This window comes from Paenibacillus sp. 10L310 (assembly GCF_056395745.1).
The window spans coordinates 24,171-40,488 of record NZ_JBFTKC010000020.1 but is presented as its reverse complement, the minus strand read 5'-3'; the positions used below and the strand labels follow the sequence as shown (position 1 = coordinate 40,488).

Genomic DNA, 16,318 nt, shown 5'->3' with positions numbered 1-16,318 from the left:
CCTTTATATCGGTTAATTTTAATCCAGATCGTAGATCGAACCCACCTTCAGACCGTAGAGTTCATTATATATTTTCTCGGCAAATGCATCCGTCATTCCTGCGATATAATCGATCACCATGTGTTCCCAAGTCCAGATCGGCTGGGCTTTGGCTTGATCCTTCTCATACCGCTGCAGCCAGTCGGATGGAATAATGGATTTGGACGTCTCCGGATCGAGGAAAGCATCCCATAATCGCTTAATCATCCACTCACTGCGCTTTTGTAGCCGCTGTACACGTAGATCACGAATCATGGTCACCCAGGCAAAACTCTTGAGCACACTCACCGTACGCAGCATATCAAGGTCTTCAGCACCTTCACGGACAAAAGTTACCTTCTTCCAGTCACCGTCGTCAATAACGCCCAGGCTGCCTACAAAAAAGCTCACCCAATAGGCCTTCACCTCACGACGGGTACGCGAGTAATCGTGCTCGCAGAACGGCATCTTTTCATTCCAGATGCGCAGGAACGAAGCGAGAACCTCTTCTACCTTTTGCCCAATCGCTTCTCGGGTCCATCCGTTCCAGAACAGATCCTCAAGCGTTGTAATTTTATCCACAATCAGTCGATTCACATGCGGATCTTGCAGGAAATGCTCATGTACTTCAATTTTGCCTGCTTTGATGCCATCCTCCAGGTCATGTGAGGAGTACGCAATATCGTCGCAAAGGTCCATCAACTGTGCTTCCAGCGTCTTCTTGCCTGCCGGCACGTTCCAGCGATCACGGATCTCCCGAATATATTGCCACTCATGATGATACATGCCTTTTTTGCTCTCTGTCCCAGGGTACGGATATTTGTTGATTCCTAGTAACACCGCATCAGACAGATTCAGTCCGTCGATATCTTCACGTTTCTCCAAGTGCATAATGAGACGGAAGTTGTGCGCATTGCCTTCAAAATGTTCGTATTTCCGTTTTAACTCAGCACGTACTTCAGACTCGACCTTGGGAACTTTGGCGCTGCGGCTTTTTTTCATGATTTTCTTAGCCTCGGTGTTGATGAGGTCATCCAGAATACCATCCAATACTTCTTCACCTTTATGTCCAAAAGGCGGGTGACCGAAGTCATGTGCGATTGCAGCGCACTCCACCACTTCTGAATCAATAATAAGGCCGGGGTTGTCCGCGCGGTCCCAGTCTACCTCGGGAAAACGGCGAATCAAACTTCGGGCAGCCTCTCGTGCAATCTGTGCCACCTCCAGTGAATGGGTCAAGCGAGTACGATAATAATCACCCGTTCCTGCGCCAAACACCTGCGATTTGCCCTGTAACCGACGGAAGGTCGGTGAATGAATGAGTCTCGAATAGTCCCGTTCATACGCTGCACGAGATCCATCCAATTTGGTTAATTCAGGATATTGTCTATGTTCTCTCAGATCGTTCCATTGCATGGGGATCACTCCTAGCCGACTGTCTCTATTTTGAGTGATTATACACAACATCTGTGGTTTCGAAAAGTAAAACCTGTCTGCGATTGTCATCTCTTCTTACATCAACTTGTAATGAACAGTCATCTTCTCTTATTATACCCTGCCAGACTATCATCCGTGCATCTAAATGACAATGATTCATATTGAACTCACACTATCGTGACTTATGACAAAAAAAGTGACTTATACAGTTTGCGTGGCCGTTCCGGTGACGGATCGTTCTTATGATCGCTGTTGTCTCCAGGTTTTCTGAATTCCCTTTATTAAGGGAAAAACCCGGAGACAAAGGCGAGCGCTTCGCTTCTTCAGAATCGATTCCGTCCCCTTCACTACTTTTGCTGTTTGATTCACTCCCAAAGTCATTACATTCCCTATTCTCTATAAAGGGAGAATTCTTCAAAACTTTGAAAGGCTAAAGAATTTCATTACGATGTTCATCGATCGCTGCAATGATGGTCTGCCTCCCCCGCTCCTACCCGTTGTGGGTAAAAAACAAAAAAACCGACAGGACTGAAACGCCCTGTCGGGGTGGAGATGGTGGGTGTAACGGTATTACACCATCACCTTACAGATATCGTTGGTGAACTCTACTGGATCTTGAATTGGCAGTCCCTCAATTAGCAATGCCTGATGGTACAGCAGGCTAGTGTAGAGGTTCAGTTTTTCCTGATCCTGCGCGAAAGCGTCTTTCAACGATTTGAAGACATCGTGATTCACGTTGATTTCCAACACTTTATCAGCCTGTACGTTTTCGCTGTTCGGCATAGCTTTCAGGATTTTCTCCATTTCAATCGTCAATTCACCTTCGGTGGACAAACATACCGGGTGACTTCTCAGACGTTTGGAAGCTTTAACGGCTTTGACTTTACCCGCTAATTGAGCTTGCATCGCTTCAAACAACTCTTTGTTGTCGTTGTCTTGAGCGTCCGTTTCTTCTTTGTCTGCGCTATCTTCGATACCCAGGTCACCACTGGAGATGGATTTGAATTCTTTCTCCTTGTAGTTCGTGATCATCTTGATTGCAAACTCGTCGATGTCATCAGTAAAGTACAATACTTCGTACCCTTTCTCAAGAACACCCTCGATCTGTGGCAGCTTCTCAATACGGCTAATGGACTCACCAGATGCATAGTAGATGTACTTCTGATCTTCCGGCATTCTGGAGACGTATTCGTCCAGGCTCACGAGTTTGCTCTCTTTGGAAGACGTGAACAACAGCAGATCCTGCAATGTATCCTTGTTCACACCATAGTCGCTGTATACACCATATTTCAATTGACGACCAAACGCTTGGTAGAACTTCTCGTAGTTCTCTCGCTCGTCCTTCAGCAGGCTTTGCAGTTGGCTCTTGATTTTGTTCTTAATGTTCTTCGCGATCAGGCTAAGCTGACGGTCATGTTGCAACATCTCACGGGAAATGTTCAGGGACAGGTCTTCCGAATCCACCATACCTTTAACAAATCCAAAGTAATCTGGCAACAGATCCCCGCATTTATCCATGATCAATACACCGTTGGAGTAAAGCTCGAGGCCTTTTTCATACTCTTTTGTATAGTAGTCAAACGGTGTGTTCTCCGGAATAAACAGGATTGCATTGTACACCACAGCGCCATCTGCGCTGATGTGCAGGTGTTTAAGCGGTTTGTCAAAACCGTAGCGTTTTTCCATATAGAAGTTATTGTAGTCTTCTTCGGTCAGTTCGCTTTTATTTTTACGCCAGATCGGCACCATGCTGTTCACGGTTTGTTCTTCTTGGTATTCCTCGAACTCGTTCTCCGTGCCCTCTTTTGGACGTTGACCCGTCACATCCATCTTGATCGGGTAGCGAATGAAATCGGAGTATTTCTTGATGATGGATCTCAGGCGGTACTCTTCCAAAAATTCGTCATACGAATCTTCTTCGGTATTCTCTTTGATCGTCAGGACGATCTCTGTACCTACGGAATCTTTCTCAGCTGGTGTGATTGTGTAACCATCCGCGCCTTCGGATTCCCATTTCCAAGCCTCGTCGCTGCCCAGCGTTTTACTTGTTACGGTGAGCTTGTCCGCCACCATAAATGCCGAGTAGAAACCAACCCCGAATTGTCCGATGATGTTGTGGCCATCTTTAGCTTCATTTTCCTTCTTGAACGCCAAGGAACCACTCTTCGCGATAACCCCCAGGTTGTTCTCCAGCTCTTCCTGCGTCATCCCGATTCCGGTATCCGTCAGTGTGAGCGTGCGGTTTTCTTTGTCAATCGTGAGCTTGATGAAGTAGTCCTCTTTGTTGAAAACGAGCGCATCGTCCGTAAGTGCTCTGTAATAAATTTTATCAATGGCGTCACTGGAGTTGGAGATCAATTCTCTCAAAAAGATTTCTCTTTGGGTGTAAATGGAGTTGATCATCATATCCAGCAAACGTTTGGATTCTGCCTGGAATTCTTTTTTAGCCATGAGTGGTTGGACTCCTTTCAAATTGGGATATCGAATGATTTGATTGAAAATAGAAAGTAACTGAGATAATCCTGCGGCCATTAGTAGACTCAAAAACCTTTGATCGCTCTAGTCCACAGATATTGTGCTTCACTTCTAACTGGCTCACTGTAAAAATAAGTGCACGACGTTCTGCAATGTAGCCGTTCCGGTTACGAATCGTTTTTCGGATCGCTGTTATCCCCGTATTTCTTTGATTCCCTTTTTAAAAGGGAGAAATCCGGTGATAGCATATGCTTCCGTAGCAGCTTTCTTTCAGAAAGCTTTTAGGCGAACGCTCTGCTTCCTCCAAATCGATTTCGTCCCCTGAACTACTTTTGCATTTGATCAGCGACTGATTTTTTAGGATAGAGAATATCAATGAAGTGATATTTCTTAGACGTGGAATGCAGCTTCAAGTCTGTTGCATACCTTGGCTTCGCATGTTCTACTCAGGTTCAATATCTATTTTCAAAAACAGAATCATTCCATATGTAAGCTTATAGTAAAAACATCATCTGTTAGCACTCTGATGATCGGAGTGCTAAACCCTTCCTTTTATATAACATATGGGAAAATTGGGTGTCAATACGTAGGCGGTTATTTTAACTAAAAGATCGAATAACCCTTCAACTTTTGCACATCACCAATCATTTTACAGTAATCCCGCAGGTAAAACAAAAGCCGCCTCGAACCAAAGTTCGAACCGGCATGGGGAAAGATTATAATGTGCCTGTTGATATAGTAGATAGCGTTAAAACATATTTCATCTAATGTACCTTGGAGTATCTTCGACCTTACTGTGTTGAGACTGATGTATGTTGTATGGGTACTTTGGTAGGTATGTTGGTATCTTGGTATTGTGGTTGCTTGGATGTCTTGAGCAGTATGACAGTCACGCGCTAACGAATCTCAGAGGCGTTAATTGGCCTTTTTGGGAGGCTTTTGTAAGCTAACGAATCGTAGACACGCTACTTCTCCACTTTAGCCAACCTTTCGAGACTTTCGGCAGGTTTTTCACAAAATAGCGCGTTTGAGGTTCGTAAGAATGGGAAATCGGCTGGAACTCGTAAAATAAGGTCTCCCGGGTTCGTTAGAGTTGGAGCAGAGGTTGGCGTTACAGCTTCAGATAGGATTGTGATAAAAGTTAGTGCTTACGGTTAGTGTTAACGTTGCCTTTGGCACGCATGCTGCGTTACAGAAAAAGTTAGGCTTGCAGAGTTAGGGTTTCAATCAAAGTTGCAGTTTGAGTTCGAGCTTGGGTTACAAGTTACAAGTTACGGTTACGGTTACGGTTACGGTTACGGTTACGGTTACGGTTACGGTTACGGTTACGGTTACGGTTTGAGTTTGAGTTTGAGTTTGAGTTTGAGTTTGATAATTCTATTTTTTAGCCATTTTCGGATCAAGGGTATCACGCAGGCCATCGCCCATTAGGTTGAAGCCGAGAACGGTCAACATAATGGAAACGCCGGGGAAGATCAGTGTCCACGGTGCTTTTTGTATAAACTGACGGGAGTCTGACAGCATTTTACCCCATTCCGGGTCGGGTGGTTGTGCACCCATGCCTAGAAATCCGAGTGCAGCAGCTTCGATGATCGCCGTCCCAATTCCGAGTGTACCTTGCACGATCAGAGGAGTAAGGCTATTGGGCAAGATGTGACGAAACAAGATTCGCCCGTTGCCCGCTCCAAGTGTCCGCGCCGACGTAATGAATTCCTCCTGTCTCAAGCTGAGTACCCGTGAACGCACCAATCTTCCGTAGGTCGGGATGTTCACGATGGCAATGGCGAGCAGTGCATTTTGCAAAGACGGGCCCAATATCGCCACAATGGCGATGGCCAGCAAAATCCCCGGAAAGGCGAGCAAGATATCAAAAAGACGCGAGATAAGCATATCCGCCCATTTTCCATAAAATCCGGCAATCAGCCCCAGCAGCGTACCCGCGATAATGGAACCAATGACGGAGAAGAACCCCACCCACAAGGAAATACGCGCCCCGTGCAGCACTCTGGAAAACACGTCACGCCCCAGATCATCGGTACCAAACCAATGCTCTGCCGAAGGGGCCTGAAGCCGATCCACCAGCACCTGTTCCTTGTAATCGTAAGGTGTAATATATGGCGCGAGGAAGGCCAAGAGTATAAAAAATACGATAATGATCAAACCCGCAAGCGCAAGCCGATTTCTCCGAAACGTTCTCCACGCTTCCCGCCATGGACCGGATGTGCTCGCCGACGCAGCGTCAATGGATGGTCCGGTATTGGTCGATAATTTGGCCATGCGGTGTCTCCTTTCTTGAACATGAATATAACAAAAGATCAACGCGTTCTATTACACTCAAGCCCTACGATTACAGTATCATCTTCTGATCGCTGTTATCCCCAGATTATATTGATCCACCTATTTAAAGGTGAAAATATGGTGATTCATGCGTAGCCTATGCTTCCGATGTAGCTTTCTTTTAGAAAGTTTTTAGCTTCGATTCTGCAGATTGGTTCTTGATGGAGTTCCTATTTATAACTAATCCGCGGATCGAACACGGCGTAGAGCAAGTCCACAATCAGGTTGATCACCACGAAAAAGAACGCCACGATCAGAATGCCACTCTGGATCACCGGATAGTCCCGTGAACTAATTGCTTCATATATATAACGTCCCACGCCAGGCCAAGCAAAGATCGTCTCGGTCAACACCGCACCCCCGAGCAACGATCCGGTCTGGATGCCGATAACCGTAAGCACGGGTATAAACGCATTTTTGAGCGCATGTCCATATACGACAAAAAACGGACCCAGTCCCTTCGCCTTTGCTGTACGAATGTAATCGGAACTCATCACTTCCAGCATGCTGGAACGGGTCATCCGGGCAATAACAGCCATTGGAATCGTTCCCAGTGCAACACTTGGCAGAATCAAATGTTTCGTTACGGTCCACAACTGATTCCATTGTCCAGCAATCATCGTATCCAGCACATACAAGCCCGTAATGGCTTCCACCGGATCACGCGCATTCATGCGTCCAATGGATGGCAGCCACTGCAACTTGTTCGCGAACAACCATTGTTCCATCAGACCTAACCAGAAGATAGGCATCGATACACCCACCAAAGCAATGACCATACAGCAATAATCAAACCAGGAGTTGTGCTTCCATGCACTGACAATCCCGGCATTCACCCCAATAATGACAGCAAACAACATACTGGCCATCGTTAATTCAAGGGTTGCTGTCAGATAAGGCACAATTTCCTGGGCAATAGGCACCTTGGTGCGGATGGATGTTCCCAGATCACCTTTGAGCAAATCGTCCAAGTAGGCGAAATACTGCTGGAACCAGGGTTTATCCAGACCCAGTTGGTCACGAAGGGCCTGCTTGGATTGTTCGGTTGCCTTTTGCCCAAGTATGGTCTCGGCCGGGTCACCCGGGATGGCGTGGATGATGGAAAAGACAATCAGGGTCATGCCCAGCAGTACGGGCAGCAACACAAGCACACGTTTGACAATATAGCTGTTCAATCCTGTTCACCTGCCTTCGACATATCGTGCAAAATAAAAAGCGCCGGCAAAAACGCATGCTTTGGATAGTTACGTCCGGATGTGGGTTCTGCCAAGCATTGCGTCTCACCAGCGCTTTGAAAGAAAGAATTAAAACGTAATCACTCCGAACTGTAGTGCCATCTTCAGATCGCATTTATCCTGAAATGGATAAGTTCAGCTTACAGCTTACTCGAAATACGCACCGGCATAGGATTCGGTGCCCAGTGGAGAAGGGACGAAACCTTTCAGGTTTGCTTTACCCGCCAGAATTGGCGTCGTGTGTACCAGAGGAATCCATGGTGCGTCTTCCTTGATCATCGCCTGCGCTTGTTTGTACAGTTCAGCACGCTTGTCCTGATCGGTTTCTTTCTGTGCACCCATCAGCAATGTGTGTAACTCTTCGTTTACATAATAACTGCGGTTGTTGCTTGGAATGGCATCTTTATCCAGCAGTGTATACAGGAAATTATCCGGGTCACCATTGTCACCTGTCCAGCCGAGCATGTAAATGTCGTCCTTCTCCCCGGCCTTTGTATCTTCGAGATACGTTGCCCACTCCGGTGATTCGATGGTGACGGTCACTCCGATTTTCTCAAAATCGGCCTGGATTGCTTCCGCTACCTTCTTGCCATCAGGCATATACGGGCGGGATACCGGCATCGCATAGAAGGTTACCGGATCAGGCAATCCGTCAGGGAAGCCAGCTTCGGCCAGTAAAGCTTTTGCTTTTTCCAAATCATATGGGTAATCTTCAATGGTATCGTTGTACCCCCAAAGCGTTGGCGGCATTGGGTTCACGGCAGGCTCAGCTTGTCCAGCAAAGAATGCATCAATAAGGGCCTGCTTGTTCACCGCATGATTGAGAGCTTGTCTGACTTTGACATTATCAAATGGTTTCTTCTTGAAGTTAAAACCGATATAGGCCACGTTGAACGGTGGACGCTCGATCTTCTGCAACTCGCTGTTGCCTTCAAGGATGGACAGATCGTCCGGGTTCAGGTCTTCCATGACATCAATCTCGCCGTTTTGCAGGGCATTGAAGCGAGCGGTATTATCCGGAATGGAACGCACGATCACTTTGTTCAGCTTTGGCAGTCCTTCTTTCCAGTAATCCGCGTTTTTCTCCAGGGTGATGGAGTCGTTACGCTTCCACTCTTTGAATACAAATGGGCCGGTGCCCACAGGCTCGCTCTTGAAGTTTTCTTTTTTCTCCTGAATCGCGGTTGGGCTGGCAATGCCAAATGGCGTCATCGCAATATTTTGCAGGAAAGGGGCTTGTGGCTGGTTCAATGTGAACTCCACCGTAGTCTCGTCCGTCGCCTTCACTTCCTTGATCACACGTCCGTCCTCTGGACCAAACATGGAGTCGTAATAATCGAAGGAATCTCCCTCGAATTTATATTCACTCGCCGGATCACCCCAGCGGTTGAAGTTGAACACAACAGCCTCGGCATTAAAATCAGTTCCATCATGGAATTTCACACCGGACTTCAGCTTAAACACATACTTGAGCCCATCCGCCGAAATCTCCCAGCTCTCTGCTAGTCCAGGAATGACCTCTGTTCCGCCTTCCTTGTAGTCCAGCAATGAATCAAACACCTGATGCCCAATCTTCAGCGACTCCCCATCGGTCACAATCGCCGGGTCGAGTGCTACGGAATCCCCACCACGTCCCATAATCATCGTATCCTGTGCTACCGTTTCGGTTGGAGGGTCGGTTCCTTCCGCCGGAGCAGGTGTAGCCTCTCCACTCTCGTTACTGGAGCAACCAGACAACACCAATACGGTACTTAAGGCCATCGTTAGAACACCGGACATCCATTTTTTTCTCATTCGCATACGTACAACACCCTTCCCTGTCTCATAATGTGTGTGATGCTGGCATGAAAGATCTCCAATGTTGGCAATCGGTTTGGTGCTATGTATCATATAAAAGGCTTTAGATGCCTGCGATACCTGAATTAAAGTTTTGGGAAAAGTAAGACATGTGTATAAAATGTAAAAACAGCATGGGATACGTATGGAATACAGGTAAATATCAGACCGTGCACATGGATTGAGGACGTCGTTTGATTACTTTTATAGAAAAAAAAGGTTCAACAACGGATCTTGTGAGATGAATCTATGATATTGAATAAGATTGTTGCGTTTTATTTGAACTAAGGTCAATTAGCAACAGCACATGGTTACGGACCCGTAAGAGCAAGTTCAAGTCAGTAGATTAGAAATACAGATGGGCATGTGGATACTACGCTGCTGGCTACGCAATAAAGTCTGTTCCTTGAGCGTGTCGTTTTGAGCATGGAGTGTGGAGACCGGATTAGGTATCGTTATCGTTCGTTAGCAATACGGATGAAAGAAACTCAACATAGGCTAGGTTGTTTGGATGTGTAAGTTGTTAAATCGGTGGCTTTCTCTTGCAGATTGGATGTGTAAAATGTATGAGCGAGTCATCTTGAGATGTTGGATTGTACAACAGGGAGACATTACAATAACTTCATGTGTTATGGTTTTGTCATGATGAGGAGGATTGTGTAAATAAACTGTGGTGAAAAACAATTTCGTGTAACTTACTTTACATCACATTAATCAATTAGACAAGAGATTTACAGACATAAGTCTTTAACTTTATTATATGCGTTAATATTACTTACATAAAACACAAAAAAGGAACACAGTTCGACAAAAAGCGTCTCGTGTTCCTTCTCCACTCAATCCACATTCAGATAAAATCCACATTTAAATTTGCTAAGAATCAGCTCACTTTTTAAACAAACCTCTGCGATGCATCACGGTAATAAAACGGTAAAAATCATAACTCGCCCCATTATCGATGCTGAACAATGGATTTTTGGTGTCATATGCCAGTGCTGCATCCACAGCTGCCTTTGCCCATACTGGAACTTCCATTTGCTGACGCGCCTGTAGTTTGTCGACCTGGGATTTGAGCGCATCAAACGCTGCTTTCTCTTCGGCTGTCATCGGTTCGCCCCCTTTCGGTGGTTCAGTTGGTGGATTCGGATGACTTGGATTCGTTGGATTGGATGGCTCCGGTGGTTTCGGAGTGGCTGCTGCGTATCTTGCTCTAAGCTGTGCCGCTGTTCCCTCGAATTCATTCATATCCACATTGCCACTAATGCCATTCACCTTGCCTGAATCCGTATACTGCCAGAACGTCCAACGCTTCCATGCCGGCTGGTCATCCGGTACACGGGTGTTGCTGTAACGTGCGATCCACAGATCGTATGAGCTGAGTGATGTGTCAAAATTCCCGGCAAATGAATTGCCCGTGTATATGATCGGTTTCACACCTGTCAGACGTTGTAATTCGGTTAAAAAAGCTTTGGCAACTGTATTCATCTGCACTTTGCTCAGGTTGCCGGGATTGTTCTCGTAGTCCATGACGGGTGGAAGTTGTAACGCTTTGGCCCCTCCAACTTTGTTAAGTGTATTGGCATAATGCGCCGCTTCTGCCTTGGCACCATCGGTAGAGGTCGCGCGGAAGAAGTGATACGTTCCGACCAGCATACCCGCCGCCAGTGCGCCTGTTACATTTTTCTGATAATTGGGATCGGTATATGTCTGTCCCTCAGTTGCCTTGATGAATACAAATGTTATGCCACTCGCCTTCACCTTCGCCCAGTCAATATTGCCCTGGTAACGAGAGACGTCAATGCCCTGTGTGTTGCCTGAACTCCTCGTTTGCATGTTTCTCACACCCTTTATGCGGCAAATTGCCGTTTGTATCAGCATTTTACATCATTCGATTCAAGCGTTCCCGGGTACAAGTATAGACAGATTAGAGCATTCTGATCTATACATTGCTGACTGGATGTCACTCTCTGGATTGATGCAAAATGCTCCTATAGTTAATGCGGTTGGATTAGGGGTTGCTTGTGTGCGTGTCCCTGATGTGTTGGAAATGAACTGAGCCTTATTCACACGGACACTCCGATGACAGAATAACCTTCCAATCGCTGTTATCCCCGGATTTTTTTGATTCTCTTTATAAAGGGGAAAATCCGGAGGATAAAGGCGAGATTATGCTTACGAAGTAGCTTTCTTTCAGAAAGCTTTTAGCTTCGCTTTTTCAGGTTTTTTCTGTCCTCTCCGTTATTGTGTGAAAATGTTAAGTTCAATCTGTATAGATGTATAGTTCAAAAAAACTACACTTGCGATGTTCAGCAACGGTATAGTAAAGAAGACACTAAAAATATTTCAAACTATTTAACGTTATCTTGAGTTTCAGAAGGTTCAACATCCTCTGTTTCTAGATTGGAAAAAGAATCTTTGCCCTTCGGGGAGAAGTTACCGGGAAGTTCCACGGTTCCCGCTTTGCCCTTGAGCACTTCAATAGATTGCCGAATCACTGGCGGAATTGGAGCGCCCAACTTACCCCCATTTTCGATAATGGACAACAACTCATTTGCGATATAAAAAAAGGCGACCGCATCCCTGAACAAATGTCCGTCTCCCAGAACACCGTCCACCAGATGAGCCACCGATACCATTGCAAATATAAATACCTTTCGTGCGATGCCGAACATGCCGATGTTGCTTTCTAGCTTGCCACTCATACCCGCCGCCGCGATACCCGTTAGGTAATCGAGGATGACAAACACGAGTAGTACACCGAGCACGCCTGACCAGCCGCCGAAGAAGTAGGTTGCTGAACTGGTTATTAGGGCAAGGAGCCATTTCCATAGGTTGTCCCATCGTTCCATGGTTTCACCTCCTCTTATTTTATAATAGAATTCTTGAATTGTAGGATGTTTAATTTCACCTTGAAAGTAAACAAAAGCCATGACTAAAAGGTTTACACTATTGCTATAACAGTCTCATAATTTGTTTTATTTCATTTTGTTTACCATCTTCAACTGCATACCCTATACCCATTTCGTCACCTTTCATATCAGAGACGCTTCTCAATAACGATACCTTACTATTGGTATTAATGCGATCAAATTGTTCAATAGTTCGTCTATTACCATCTAATAAATATATATATTTACCATCAGGGCTAAATTTCACATCATGAATGTAACGTGCATGAATATCTGGTATGTTAATGTATGAAACGATAGAAGCACCATCATCAAAAATACTCATTAGGTACGAGTTGTTAAACGTTACCCCCCAGTCAGTGAAGGCAATTATTTTTCCATCCGGTGACATGTGAGCACTGTAGTATATGTCGGAAGGTACTGACAGCCCCTTCGCGTATTTAACCTTGCCAGTTGGAGTGAAAGTATCATCCCCATTAATTTTCCAAACAAGCGGACCACTCTTAAGGGAAAGACTTGAAAATACAATATACCTTGAGTCGGGGGTGATACACATTTCGCGCTGCTGTATTGATAACGGTTCAAATGTTGCTGATAGTTTAGTGAATATTTCTCCGCTAATTTTAAATACAGAGACTCCTGCTGTCGTCACCGTTGGCATAAATACATACTTGCCGTCGGGGGTAAACGCAACATGCACATCTGTAGATTCTCTGGGTATTCCTGTAAAATTGTTAAGTTTAGTGAATGTATCTCCGCTACGTCTATACACCAACCATGACGTTGCCTGCTGAGTGACAACTAGGAATTTTCCGTCTGGAGAAAACGTCACACCATGTACGATAGTTGATGGTTTTATTTGCGGATCTGGTAATCTATTAAATGATATTCCATCCCATTTAAAAATACGAAGAAAAGAACCACTAGCACTTGTACCTATCGCAATGAAATCACCATATATCGACACGGAAAGTATACTCTCACTACCTGAAGCTACGGAGATTAGTTGTTTAAAAGCTGGAGTTCCATTGGAATTGATCAAATAAATTGTTGCTCTATTACCACCATACCCCACCAAGAATCTACCATCTTGACTGATTTCAATATGCGAACCAACTGCGATTTCAGTTACCTCGACAAACCGCATGTAATCAACAATTGAGACCATTTCACCTTTAGATATGTTCTCTGTAAATAATGCTGTAGACTTAATTGATCCTTTTATCACCTCCCGTTCCCCACTAACTGCTAAAAAATCTGATCCTACACGTCTAAAACTGTAAGGCTTCCCAGCCAAAAGATCACCTGCAGAGTATGCTGTACCATCTTGTTTTTTTAGCGGTATAGCACCTAATCCATTCACATTTAGCGTAGGAGCAACTCCATTTGTTACATGTGGTACAATGGTGATGCCAAACCCATCAGCAAAATTTGTAGGAATAGGGATTAGCTTTGCCGCATAAGCTGAGCTCGTACCAGTTGTCCTAGCGTAACCTGGTTGGCGTACATAATTTGATATTATCTCCATACTAACATCCCTTACCGCCTTCTCCGTCGCAGCCACTGTTTCGGACAATCCGTCCGTCTTACTAGACAATTGTACCTTTCCCTTCTGCGTCAAAGACGCATCGGGAACATCTATCTCACCCACCGCTTCAAGAAGTTCCTCTAAATCTTGCTTAGTCGCTACACCCTCATCAACCTTCTCCCAGTTCTGATCCAAATACTTATCCAGATCAAAATAGGTTGTCGATGGTGAGGAACGATCAATCTTATTCAACCCCAAATTTTGTGTTTTTGGTTCATTCATTTAAGCTCCACCTCCTGCAAATTTATCCTGCCGAGTCTGTTCAATCTCATCCCGCGTCATGCTTTCAACCTCCGCAATCGTCAAATACCGTAGACGGTAGTCCACGGTCATATGTGCCGGTTTTATATCCTCAATCGCGGCCTTCAGATCGTCCAGATTGGGCGGTAAGCCCCATGTGTCGATAAAGCGAATTCGGATCAAGTATTCCTCAGGTGACACGGATACATCAATCCCGCCACTTTCGTACGCCTGCGCCACGTTCTTGAGCATCGAACCGGAAACCTTACCACTTCCGCGCATTTTGGAAATGATTACGGATCTCCGCTGGTCATCCGGCTTGGCTTGATTGGTAGGAATCTGCAAATCCCGCTCATAACGTTCCAATGCCCAGGTCGCAGACTCCGGGTAGAATTGGTCCAGTACACTTTCCAAACCTAACGTAAGCTTGTCCAGCTCAACACCTTCGGACTCTGTAAGAAGCTGCATCTCAAGCACATTTTCATACAATGGGGGCAAAAGAGTCATTAACACCTCTGCTTTACTCATGTCACCTTCACCGTCCCAAGAACAGCTACTGCGCCGGGGGCGATCTCCAGATTGGACATACCACCATTCACTAGCAGATCGCTATAATCGATCACGGGTGGGATATCCAGAATGACATTGGCAATACGTGTCCAACGCACCAACGGATCGGCAAAAGCCAGTTCTTTCAGATACGCCGTAACTCCCGTTTCAATCAGTGTCTTCACTCCCTCGTACGTTGAACCGGAAGCAAGTGTGACCTGTACCTCCACATCAATGGGTACTTCTTCTGCCCCCACCACTGTGACCACGGGTCCGATTGGAGCAGCACCTTCGCCCATTCCATCCTGGGATGGATCGATATATTCCTGCACCGCCTCGATAACCGCCTTAGCAGGTGTTTGCATTTCATTATTCAACAACGCCACTTTGACTGTACCTGGCCCGTCCCACAGTGGAAAAGCCTTTGCTTTGCCCACACCGGAGTTTTCCCGTGCCCATAGCTCATATTGATATTTGTTCGCACTCGTGACCGGACGGGAAACTTTGTCCTGATAACGATCATATAAGGCCTGATCCGTTTCCTCGTCTTCGCCAGGAACCAGCAACCGTGTCAATTCAGCTGTCGTCAAGCCAGCAATATAATCGATGGGCAGCAGTGCCCCCGTATATTCATTACCTTCCGCTCCCGCGACTTCACACTCCAACACATATTGTCCTGCCGCGATGCGCTCCACAATAACGTATACCCGATCCCCCGTGGAGAAACGACTTTCCAAAGGAACCTCAACCGGCTTACCTTCGTTATCCCGAAAACTACCAACCCAACGTGCCTTCGTGGCCGCTTTCCGACTAATGCCAGACCAAGCCACCGCGCGATCCAGATACTCCCCAGAAGCTGTATCTGCAAACTTCAAATTGGCGTTCACATCCAACTCGATATACATCTGAGCCATTTCCACAGCCGCTGGCGCAAGCGCATCATAGATAATGCTGCCTTCACGTTTATCCACACCATCCGGTACCCTATCCAGCATTCGGTTTAAAATAACTTCAAACGTCTGCTCTTCATACATTCATGTTCACCTCCGTCTCTTCCCTGAAGCTGCCAAAATCTGTTTCGACGGTAAACGAAACCCTTACTCCATCGTCCTCGTGGACAAAATCGAACTCGGTTACATCCGAAATGCGATCATCTGGAAGCAACGCTTCACGAATCCAGCGTTCCAGTTCAGATTCAACCATGGATCTCCCGGCCATTCCTTCCCAGGACCATTCCATGCCGTAATCCGAGGAATAAATTAGATGCTCGTAGCGGCGTGTAGACAACGCTTTATACACCGCCTGTTTTACCGCATCTTTTCCATCCAATTGCAGCCTTCCAATTCGTTGTCCCGAAGCTTGAAATACATACGTAAGACTTGGAAGCACAGCAGATTCTTCCTGATCTTCTGCGCTAATCTGCGCACCCTGTGGAATCATGGATTCACCAGCCGATCCAGCACAACAAAGCTGTCTCCACCTTGAACACGTAACAACAAGACATGGTCACCCACGGTCCAAGCTTTGTTCACTACGGATTCCGGCAGTACCAGAAAAGGTTCAGCCAATGCCAGCCGTTGTTCAACGGTGATCTCCAGAGGCTGGGTGTTTGTCACACTTCCGTACATTACCTGAACGGGAGACTTGGCATCTACAGCGGCCACCGCCGCCTTTTTAATCACGTCCAGCATCAT

At 46.0% G+C, this 16,318-nt stretch carries 12 protein-coding genes; all 12 read right to left on the bottom strand.

The features are described from left to right. Positions 1-18 precede the first annotated feature (18 nt). The 12 genes from AC1DE7_RS27085 to AC1DE7_RS27030 all read right to left on the bottom strand — a co-directional run bounded on the left by AC1DE7_RS27085 (position 19) and on the right by AC1DE7_RS27030 (position 16,318). Complete coding sequence (locus tag AC1DE7_RS27085; protein WP_076209597.1) at positions 19-1,434, bottom strand: deoxyguanosinetriphosphate triphosphohydrolase family protein; 1,416 nt, start codon at positions 1,432-1,434, stop codon at positions 19-21. Between the two features lie 591 nt (positions 1,435-2,025). Then, positions 2,026-3,906: a molecular chaperone HtpG gene (gene htpG, locus AC1DE7_RS27080; RefSeq protein ID WP_237176603.1), complete on the bottom strand. Its 1,881-nt coding sequence runs from the start codon at positions 3,904-3,906 to the stop codon at positions 2,026-2,028. Between the two features lie 1,401 nt (positions 3,907-5,307). After that, positions 5,308-6,207 carry a nickel transporter permease gene (nikC, locus tag AC1DE7_RS27075; protein ID WP_477535592.1) on the bottom strand — a complete coding sequence of 300 codons (900 nt, stop codon included), beginning with the start codon at positions 6,205-6,207 and terminating at the stop codon, positions 5,308-5,310. Between the two features lie 230 nt (positions 6,208-6,437). Continuing rightward, positions 6,438-7,442: an ABC transporter permease gene (locus tag AC1DE7_RS27070; RefSeq protein WP_315371528.1), complete on the bottom strand. Its 1,005-nt coding sequence runs from the start codon at positions 7,440-7,442 to the stop codon at positions 6,438-6,440. Positions 7,443-7,649: 207 nt separating this feature from the next. Further along, positions 7,650-9,296: an ABC transporter substrate-binding protein gene (locus tag AC1DE7_RS27065; RefSeq protein WP_477535603.1), complete on the bottom strand. Its 1,647-nt coding sequence runs from the start codon at positions 9,294-9,296 to the stop codon at positions 7,650-7,652. Positions 9,297-10,223: 927 nt separating this feature from the next. Then, a complete protein-coding gene (locus tag AC1DE7_RS27060) occupies positions 10,224-11,171 on the bottom strand; it encodes a glycoside hydrolase family 25 protein (RefSeq protein WP_477535591.1) in 948 nt (315 codons plus the stop codon). A gap of 515 nt (positions 11,172-11,686) precedes the next feature. After that, a complete protein-coding gene (locus AC1DE7_RS27055) occupies positions 11,687-12,187 on the bottom strand; it encodes a phage holin family protein (protein ID WP_477535590.1) in 501 nt (166 codons plus the stop codon). A gap of 103 nt (positions 12,188-12,290) precedes the next feature. Then, on the bottom strand, positions 12,291-14,057 hold the full coding sequence (locus AC1DE7_RS27050) for a WD40 repeat domain-containing protein (RefSeq protein ID WP_477535589.1): 1,767 nt from the start codon (positions 14,055-14,057) through the stop codon (positions 12,291-12,293). Next, a complete protein-coding gene (locus AC1DE7_RS27045; protein WP_036668870.1) occupies positions 14,058-14,603 on the bottom strand; it encodes a putative phage tail protein in 546 nt (181 codons plus the stop codon). Continuing rightward, positions 14,600-15,658, bottom strand: coding sequence for a baseplate J/gp47 family protein (locus AC1DE7_RS27040; RefSeq protein ID WP_477535588.1), 1,059 nt, complete (start codon positions 15,656-15,658; stop codon positions 14,600-14,602). The genes AC1DE7_RS27045 and AC1DE7_RS27040 overlap by 4 nt, the downstream gene beginning before the upstream one ends. Then, positions 15,651-16,064 carry a DUF2634 domain-containing protein gene (locus AC1DE7_RS27035; RefSeq protein WP_477535587.1) on the bottom strand — a complete coding sequence of 138 codons (414 nt, stop codon included), beginning with the start codon at positions 16,062-16,064 and terminating at the stop codon, positions 15,651-15,653. The genes AC1DE7_RS27040 and AC1DE7_RS27035 overlap by 8 nt, the downstream gene beginning before the upstream one ends. Beyond that, the gene (locus AC1DE7_RS27030) at positions 16,061-16,318 is read right to left on the bottom strand and encodes a DUF2577 family protein (protein ID WP_175383663.1); all 258 of its coding nucleotides are present in this window, start codon (positions 16,316-16,318) and stop codon (positions 16,061-16,063) included. Before AC1DE7_RS27030 ends, AC1DE7_RS27035 begins: the two co-directional genes overlap by 4 nt.

Excerpts from the sequence above, each read along its gene's own strand:
- AC1DE7_RS27030 (WP_175383663.1), bottom strand. The coding sequence starts at position 16,318 with ATGATGCTGGACGTGATTAAAAAGGCGGCGGTGGCCGCTGTAGATGCC.
- AC1DE7_RS27055 (WP_477535590.1), bottom strand. The coding sequence starts at position 12,187 with ATGGAACGATGGGACAACCTATGGAAATGGCTCCTTGCCCTAATAACC.
- AC1DE7_RS27040 (WP_477535588.1), bottom strand. The coding sequence starts at position 15,658 with ATGTATGAAGAGCAGACGTTTGAAGTTATTTTAAACCGAATGCTGGAT.
- AC1DE7_RS27065 (WP_477535603.1), bottom strand. The coding sequence starts at position 9,296 with ATGAGAAAAAAATGGATGTCCGGTGTTCTAACGATGGCCTTAAGTACC.
- nikC (WP_477535592.1), bottom strand. The coding sequence starts at position 6,207 with ATGGCCAAATTATCGACCAATACCGGACCATCCATTGACGCTGCGTCG.
- htpG (WP_237176603.1), bottom strand. The coding sequence starts at position 3,906 with ATGGCTAAAAAAGAATTCCAGGCAGAATCCAAACGTTTGCTGGATATG.
- AC1DE7_RS27085 (WP_076209597.1), bottom strand. The coding sequence starts at position 1,434 with ATGCAATGGAACGATCTGAGAGAACATAGACAATATCCTGAATTAACC.
- AC1DE7_RS27050 (WP_477535589.1), bottom strand. The coding sequence starts at position 14,057 with ATGAATGAACCAAAAACACAAAATTTGGGGTTGAATAAGATTGATCGT.
- AC1DE7_RS27045 (WP_036668870.1), bottom strand. The coding sequence starts at position 14,603 with ATGAGTAAAGCAGAGGTGTTAATGACTCTTTTGCCCCCATTGTATGAA.
- AC1DE7_RS27035 (WP_477535587.1), bottom strand. The coding sequence starts at position 16,064 with ATGATTCCACAGGGTGCGCAGATTAGCGCAGAAGATCAGGAAGAATCT.
- AC1DE7_RS27060 (WP_477535591.1), bottom strand. The coding sequence starts at position 11,171 with ATGCAAACGAGGAGTTCAGGCAACACACAGGGCATTGACGTCTCTCGT.